Source organism: Stenotrophomonas sp. YIM B13575, from assembly GCF_042787595.1.
Classification (GTDB): Bacteria; Pseudomonadota; Gammaproteobacteria; order Xanthomonadales; family Xanthomonadaceae; genus Stenotrophomonas; species Stenotrophomonas lactitubi_B.
Map to the genome: position 1 here is coordinate 1 of NZ_JBHZOP010000171.1, position 6,875 is coordinate 6,875.

The following is a 6,875-nucleotide window of genomic DNA, read 5'->3' on the forward strand; positions in this document are numbered from 1 at the left end:
CGCCCCGGCGGGATCCCACGAAAAAGGCCGGCATTCGCCGGCCTTTTTCGTTCACCGCAGCAGGCTGCGGATCATTCCGATTCCCACCACATCCAGAAGCTGTCCCACAGGCGCTTGAAGAAGCCGGCCTGCTCGACCGCAGCCACGGCCACCAGCGGCGCTTCGGCCACCAGCTTGCCATCCAGGGTGACCTTGACGGTGCCGATCTGCTGGCCGGCGGTGAACGGTGCTTCCAGGGTCTTGGGCACGTCGATGCTCGGCTTCAGGTCGTTGTAGCGACCGCGCGGCACGCTGACCAGCATCGGCTGGGCCACGCCCAGCTGCACCTTGTCGGTGGTGCCCTTCCAGACCTTGTGCTCGGCCACGGCCTTGCCCGGCTCGTACAGGCGGTGGGTTTCGAAGAAGCGGAAGCCCCAGTTCAACAGGGCCAGGCTGTCATCGGCGCGCTGCTTTTCCGACGCGCCGCCCAGCACCACGGCGACCAGACGCTGGTCACCGCGCTGGGCCGAGCTCATCAGGCAGTAGCCGGCTTCGGAAGTGTGGCCGGTCTTGATCCCGTCCACGCTGCCATCGCGCCACAACAGCAGGTTGCGGTTGGGCTGCTTGATGGTGCCGACCTGGAATTCCTTGATCTTGTTGTACGCGTAGGTTTCCGGGTAATCGCGCACCATCGCGCGGCCCAGCAGGGCCAGGTCGTAGGCGCTGCTGTGATGGCCCGGGGCAGTCAGGCCGTGGGCGTTCACGAAGTGCGAGTTCTTCATGCCGATCTTGGCGGCGTAGCTGTTCATCAGCGAAGCAAAGGCTTCTTCGCTGCCGGCCACGTGCTCGGCCAGGGCGATCGCGGCGTCATTGCCGGACTGGATCGCCATGCCCTTTTCCATGTCTTCCAGGCGCGCAGTCTGGTTGACCGGGAAGCCGCTGTAGCTGCCATCGGTACCGGCGCCACCTTCGCGCCAGGCGCGTTCGCTCATCATCACCTGGTCGTCCGGACGGACCTTGCCGTTCTTGACCTCGGCGGCGATCACGTAGGACGTCATCACCTTGGTGATGCTGGCCGGGGCCAGCTGTTCGTTGATGTTCTCGCCTGCCAGCACCTGGCCGGTGGCGTAGTCCATCAGCACCCAGGCCTTGGACACGCTGGGTGCGGGCGCCGGCGGCGTGGCCACGGTGGCGGGGGCAGCAGCGGCAGGCGTCGGCGTGGCCGGGGTCGGCAGCGGCGTCTGGGCGGAGGCCAGGCCTACCACCAGGGTGGCGGCCAGGGCAGTGGCGGCGGAACGGAAATTCATGGGACAGCAGGCTCCAGGGGACGGCCGGAAAGTGAAGGATGGGACAAGGTGGCCATTGTAAGGCCGGGGTGGCAAGGGCCGGCAGCACCGGCCCGGGCGGAATCAGTCCTTGACGATCTGCGGCGAGCCAAAGCCTAGACCCGAGATGCGCCCGGCGAGTTCCGCCGCGCTGGCATGGTCGCTGGCCGGAACCCGCAGGCGCCACAGGGTACGACCCCCGGCAGCGATGTCGCTGATGGTGGCACCGACGATGCCGGCGGCGTTGAGCTGGCCCATCGCCCGGTTGGCGTTGTCGCGGTTGGAGAAGCTGGCAACCTGCAGCATCACCGCGCCCACTACCTTTTGCGACAGGCTGGGGCTGCTGGTCGGGGCCGGGGCCGGGCTGCGCGGCATGGCGGTGGCCACGACCGGCGCGGCGGGACGCGGCGCGGGGGCGCTGGGCGGCAGGCTACTGACCGCCACCTCCGGCATCGTGCTGACGGCGGCCTGGGTGGTGGCCGGCTGGCCACGCGCCGGCGCCCCATCGGCAGGCAGGCGGTTGACCAGGCGATCGATGTCGCTGTCGGCAACCGCGCGTGCGGCAGGTGCGGGGCGTGCGCTGGCGACGGCAGCAGTGGCCGCCGCCGCTTCAGCAGCACGGCGTTCGCGGCGCGACGGCTTCTGCGCCATCAGGTTGGTTTCACCCGGCTGCACCGCGCGCACTTCCACGTTGCCGGTACCGCGCTGGGTGATGCCCAGGCGCACGGCGGCGGCATAGCTGAGATCGACCACGCGGCCATCATGGAACGGACCACGATCATTGACGCGCACGATCACCGATTCGCCATTGTCCAGGTTGGTCACGCGGGCGAAGCTGGGCAGCGGCAAGGTCTTGTGCGCGGCGGTGAACTGGTACATGTCGTAGACCTCGCGGTTGGAGGTCAGGCGGCCGTGGAACTTGGCGCCGTAATACGAAGCGGTGCCACGTTCAACGTAGTTGCGGGTGTCGTCGAGCACCTTGTACTGCTTGCCCAGCACCACGTAGGGCGATTTGTTGCCGATCGCCGAGCGGTCTTCATTGGTGACCACCGGCTCGGGAATGCAGGCCACGTTGGGCACGTAACTGGGCGTGGTGTCTTTCACGCCGGGCTTGTACAGGCCGCCAGCGGTGTAGTTGCCACGGGTGGACAGGTCCTCGGTGGCGGCCGCGTACGGCGAACCCTCCGGACAATGCGCCGGACGCCCGCCATTGCCCTGCACCACCGTGCCGGACGGCTTGCCACCGTGGCCGGCGGTCGCCGGCTTTTTCGGCGCGCTGCTGCAGGCGGCCAGCGCGAGGACGATCAATCCAGGGACCAGCCATCTGATGTTCATGCCGGGGGCAGCTCCTGTCCGGCAATGGCCTGCGACAACTGGAACACGGCCATCGCGTACATCTTCGAGAGGTTGTAACGGGTGATCGCGTAGTAGTTCTGGAAGCCCAGCCAGTACTGCTTGCCGGTGCTGCCTTCAAGCGTGATGGGGGTGGCGGTGGCGCCCGGCTGCACCGGTGCGCTCGGCTGGTAGCCGCGCTGGGCCAGATCGGACAGCGACCAGGTGGGCATCCACTCGGTCGGGTTGAACTCTTCGCGGCCGGCGGCGAGCGTGGCCGGCACGGCGACCTGGCCGCCGCGCACCCAACCGCCCTTCTTCACGAAGTAGTTGGCGATGGACGAGAACACGTCGTCGTAGCTGGTGAACAGGTCACGGCGGCCATCGCCGTTGCCGTCCACCGCGTAATCCAGATAGCTGGAGGGCATGAACTGGCCCATGCCCATCGCGCCGGCATAGCTGCCCTTGAGCGTGGTGATGTCCAGCTTTTCCTCGCGGCCGAGTTCGAACAGCTTGGCCAGTTCATCGCGGAAGAACAGCTCGCGGCGTACTTCGCGTTCCAGCTTGGCCGGGTCGCCACTGCGCGGGTAATAGAAGGCCAGCGTATACAGCGCGTCGAGCACGCGATGGCTGCCGGCATTCTTGCCGTAGCTGGTTTCCACGCCGATGATCGCCACGATCACTTCAGCCGGCACACCGGTGCGCTGCTGCACACGGTCCAGTTCGGCGCGATGCTGGGCAAGAAACGCCTTGCCGCCATCGATGCGCGCCTTGCTGATGAACATCGGCCGGTATTCGTTCCACGGTTTGACCCGTTCGGCCGGCCGCGACATGGCGGCAATGATCGGCTGGCGCACCTGCGCCTGGTCGAGCACGTTGCGGATCTCATCGGGCTTCAGGCCGTAACGCTTGGCGGTATCGGCAATGAACCTGGCGCGCGCGGTTTCGAACGGCACCGGGGTGAGATCGACCGGTGCAGCCGTAGCGGCTGCCGCTTCCGGCGCGGCTTCGGCCGGGCCCTGGGGCTTGGCCGCCGGGTGGCGCGGCGTACTGCTGGCCTGGGGCGAAGTCGGAGGGGACGTCGGCTGGGTCGCACAGGCGACCAGGCCGAGGGTGAGCATGCAGGCCAGAGAACGTCGAATCATCACCGCAGGTTAGCAGGTCATGGATGAATTAAAACCCCTAAGACCATGAATCACAACGATTTGCTCGCGTTCAGCGAGAAATGTGAAGGCGTCGTGATTGACCTGCCCCATTCAGGCAGAGGTTGCCGGTTGCGTCCCCATCCCCGCAGACGCAACCGGCCGCCGGACCCGGTCGGTACCTGCGCGGCTGCCGCTCCCCAGTGGCAGTGCTCCGCGCTCCTTGTACCTGCTGGATCAGTACTGCTTTCCCATCCGACGCCCCTCGCGCTGCATCAAAGACGGCGCGCCATGCCGAACGGGCCGCCATTGTGCAGGCCGATTGCGACAAGTCCATTGATCAGGATCAACGCGGCGTCAAAATGTGAATTGGCGCCCACTTTTAATGGAACTTCGTCAGCGACGATGCTGCTGTGCGGCGTTGTGGGAACGATTACAGAAATGCGCTTGCGCAGATTCATGCGTGCATCGGCGGCGAAGGTCGGCGAACGGCGCAGCCCCTCGTGGGTGGCCGCTGAAAGCAACAGCCGTGGTTGGCCGGGCGGGTTGGGTTCGCGGCGGACGCCGTGAATCCGTCCATGGAGGCTTGGCCGCGCCATCCATGGCGCGGACACCCCCGCGAACCCAATCCGCCCGGCCTCTGACGGTTTCCTGCAGCGTCCACCCACGCAAGGAGAAAAGAAGAGCGAAGAGCAACAGCGGGTCGCTGCGCTCTGAGCCGAGCGCGGGCTCGACTCTACTGGAAGCGTGGGCAACCGGCCATGCTGCTTTTGCTTTTGATCTTTTTTCTTCTTGCGTGGGTGGACGCCACAGGAACGTGTCCGTGGCCGGGTAGATGGGCTGCGCAGGGGCGTGAGCCGCATGGATGCGGCGACCGAGCTTACAGGGACGTACTTGCAGCGGCCCCTGCGCAGCCCATCTACCCGAGCCTCCTCATGAATCGCTTTGCGGCCACCCGCGAGGGGCTGCGCCGTTGGCTGGAAACCTACGCGTGTACCGGCCGGTGCCCGCGCACCGCCATCACCAGACCGATGCCGGCCAGCAACGACACCGCCGAAGTGCCACCGTAGCTGATCAGCGGCATCGGAATGCCCACCACCGGCAGCAAGCCGGAAATCATCCCGCCGTTGACCAGCACGTAGACGAAGAACGCCAGGCCGAGACTGCCGGCCAGCAACCGCGCGTGCGTGTCGCGTGCCTGCACCGCGATCGACAGGCAGCGCCAGACCACGAACAGATACAAGGCGAACACCGTCACCACGCCGATCCAGCCGAATTCCTCGGCCAATACCGAGAACGCGAAATCGGTGGTGTACTCCGGCAGGAAATCCAATGTCGCCTGTGTGCCGTGGCCCCAGCCACGACCCTGCAGGCCACCCGAGCCGATGGCGATGCGCGATTGCAGGATGTTCCAACCGGTGCCCAACGGATCAGCCGCCGGATCCAGGAAGGTCAGCACACGGTTCTTCTGGTACTGCCGCAGCAGCCCGAACCACGCCAGCGGCGCCGCCACCGACACCGCACTCAGGCCGGCCATCACCCAGCGCCACTGCAGGCCAGCCAGCAGCAATGCAAACACGCCACTGGCCGTCACCAGGGTGGCGGTACCGAGATTGGGCTGCATCAGGATCAGCACCGCTGGCACCCCGATCAACACCGCTGCCGTCAGCACCGTGCGCGGCGATGGCGGCAGCGGCTGACGGTGCAGATACCAGGCCATCATCAACGGCAGACTGAGTTTGAGCAGCTCCGAGGGCTGCAGATAGAACACGCCAAGGTTGAGCCAGCGTTGCCCGTATTTACCGGTACCGATCACATACACCGCCATCAACGGCAGCATCGACAGCGCATAGATGGCAGGTGTCCACGCGCGCAGGCGCAGCAGCGAGACCCGCGACAGCAGCCACATCGCTAGCAGACCCATCGCAAAGCGCATCGCCTGCCCCGCCACCGGTCCGTTCACGCTGTGCAGCACCGCAAGGCCTGCACCCATCAGGATCAACAACGCGACCAGCAACGGCAGATCGATCGTGCGCACTACCTCACGGCAGCCGCCAAGCATTCGTTTCCATTTCACCCGTGGCACGGTAGCAACCGGCGCTTTCGTGAAGCTGTCAGCGCTGTTTGTCGCTATCGACACTTCGCGTAATGAGTGCCTTTGGCATCTGCATTTTCCGGGTTTCAAACAATTCTGATTGGAGCAGCGGGGGCTCCCGTGCACATCATGTAGTGCCACCGACAACGGGTGGCATGGGACTCCAATCCCGAAGGACAGACAGTTGTTTACGCTTGCCGGCCGGCGTCGCCCTTTCCTTGTTGGGTGGCGTCGGCTGGCAATCCGTCCGTGCGTCTTTGGCGGGCGGTGCGTGGAGGGCCATGTGCCCGCCGGAACTGTCTGTCCCCGGTATTGGAGCCACGCATCGTCCGCCACCCTCGCACGCACGCGGGGTGGCCCTTGCCTACCGCACAAGGATGCCGCCATGTCCGCTTCCACCTACCCGTACCTGTTCGCGACCTTGGGCGAGGCCGCCCACCAGCTGCCGGACGACATCGCCCGCGCACTGGAAACCACGCTCACCGCCACGCAGGCCGCCAACAGTCCAGGCAGCCCTACCCTGCTGGACTGCCTGCAGCGCATCCGTCAGGTTGAAGCGGCAGATGGTCAGCCGTGGCCACACAAGGGGCGAACACAGGCGCAGTGCATGGCGATGGCGCGCATCGACCGCGCCAATGCCGGGCTGACCTTCCTGCTGGAACTGCTGCACGCCAGCGAACGCGTGCGCGTGGACGGCGACGACACGCAGCAACTGGGCGACGACGCCCGCGAAGGGCTGCTGCTGGCCTGCAGAGGCCTGTCGGAATATGTGGATGTGCAGTTGCAGGCGGCGTGATGCGTGCATTCCTGAGCCGAGCATGGCTCGGCACTACAAAGAGCGAAGCGACCCGCTTCTGCTCTGTTTTTCTCTTTGCGTGGGTGGCCACCGCAGGAAACTGTCGGGGTCCGTGCCGGTGGGGGGCGCAGGGGTATCCGCGCCATGGATGGCGCGGCTAAGCCTACAAGGACGTATTCACGGCGTCCCCTGCGCCCCCCACCGGC

Annotated in this window: 6 protein-coding genes; 1 reads left to right on the forward strand and 5 read right to left on the reverse strand. The window is 66.1% G+C overall.

Going from position 1 to position 6,875, the window contains the following annotated elements; genetic code table 11:
- Positions 1-71 precede the first annotated feature (71 nt).
- The 5 genes from ACFX4F_RS20070 to rodA all read right to left on the reverse strand — a co-directional run bounded on the left by ACFX4F_RS20070 (position 72) and on the right by rodA (position 5,840).
- Complete coding sequence (locus ACFX4F_RS20070; RefSeq protein WP_380658074.1) at positions 72-1,286, reverse strand: D-alanyl-D-alanine carboxypeptidase family protein; 1,215 nt, start codon at positions 1,284-1,286, stop codon at positions 72-74.
- A 102-nt stretch (positions 1,287-1,388) separates the two neighbouring features.
- A complete protein-coding gene (locus ACFX4F_RS20075) occupies positions 1,389-2,639 on the reverse strand; it encodes a septal ring lytic transglycosylase RlpA family protein (RefSeq protein ID WP_380658076.1) in 1,251 nt (416 codons plus the stop codon).
- Positions 2,636-3,781 carry a lytic murein transglycosylase B gene (mltB, locus tag ACFX4F_RS20080; RefSeq protein WP_099820910.1) on the reverse strand — a complete coding sequence of 382 codons (1,146 nt, stop codon included), beginning with the start codon at positions 3,779-3,781 and terminating at the stop codon, positions 2,636-2,638. Before mltB ends, ACFX4F_RS20075 begins: the two co-directional genes overlap by 4 nt.
- 272 nt (positions 3,782-4,053) lie before the next feature.
- Positions 4,054-4,239 carry a hypothetical protein gene (locus ACFX4F_RS20085; protein ID WP_380658078.1) on the reverse strand — a complete coding sequence of 62 codons (186 nt, stop codon included), beginning with the start codon at positions 4,237-4,239 and terminating at the stop codon, positions 4,054-4,056.
- A 524-nt stretch (positions 4,240-4,763) separates the two neighbouring features.
- Positions 4,764-5,840 (reverse strand): rod shape-determining protein RodA, encoded by a 1,077-nt coding sequence (rodA, locus tag ACFX4F_RS20090; protein ID WP_207761046.1) that lies wholly within the window; start codon positions 5,838-5,840, stop codon positions 4,764-4,766.
- A 418-nt stretch (positions 5,841-6,258) separates the two neighbouring features.
- Here rodA and ACFX4F_RS20095 point away from each other — a divergent pair, with 418 nt between their 5' ends.
- A complete protein-coding gene (locus ACFX4F_RS20095; RefSeq protein ID WP_380658080.1) occupies positions 6,259-6,669 on the forward strand; it encodes a hypothetical protein in 411 nt (136 codons plus the stop codon).
- Positions 6,670-6,875: the final 206 nt, after the last annotated feature.

Bases quoted from the DNA above. Each gene is read 5' to 3' on its own strand.
- ACFX4F_RS20085 (WP_380658078.1), bottom strand. From the start codon at position 4,239: ATGAATCTGCGCAAGCGCATTTCTGTAATCGTTCCCACAACGCCGCAC.
- rodA (WP_207761046.1), bottom strand. From the start codon at position 5,840: ATGCTTGGCGGCTGCCGTGAGGTAGTGCGCACGATCGATCTGCCGTTG.
- ACFX4F_RS20070 (WP_380658074.1), bottom strand. From the start codon at position 1,286: ATGAATTTCCGTTCCGCCGCCACTGCCCTGGCCGCCACCCTGGTGGTA.
- ACFX4F_RS20095 (WP_380658080.1), top strand. From the start codon at position 6,259: ATGTCCGCTTCCACCTACCCGTACCTGTTCGCGACCTTGGGCGAGGCC.
- mltB (WP_099820910.1), bottom strand. From the start codon at position 3,781: ATGATTCGACGTTCTCTGGCCTGCATGCTCACCCTCGGCCTGGTCGCC.
- ACFX4F_RS20075 (WP_380658076.1), bottom strand. From the start codon at position 2,639: ATGAACATCAGATGGCTGGTCCCTGGATTGATCGTCCTCGCGCTGGCC.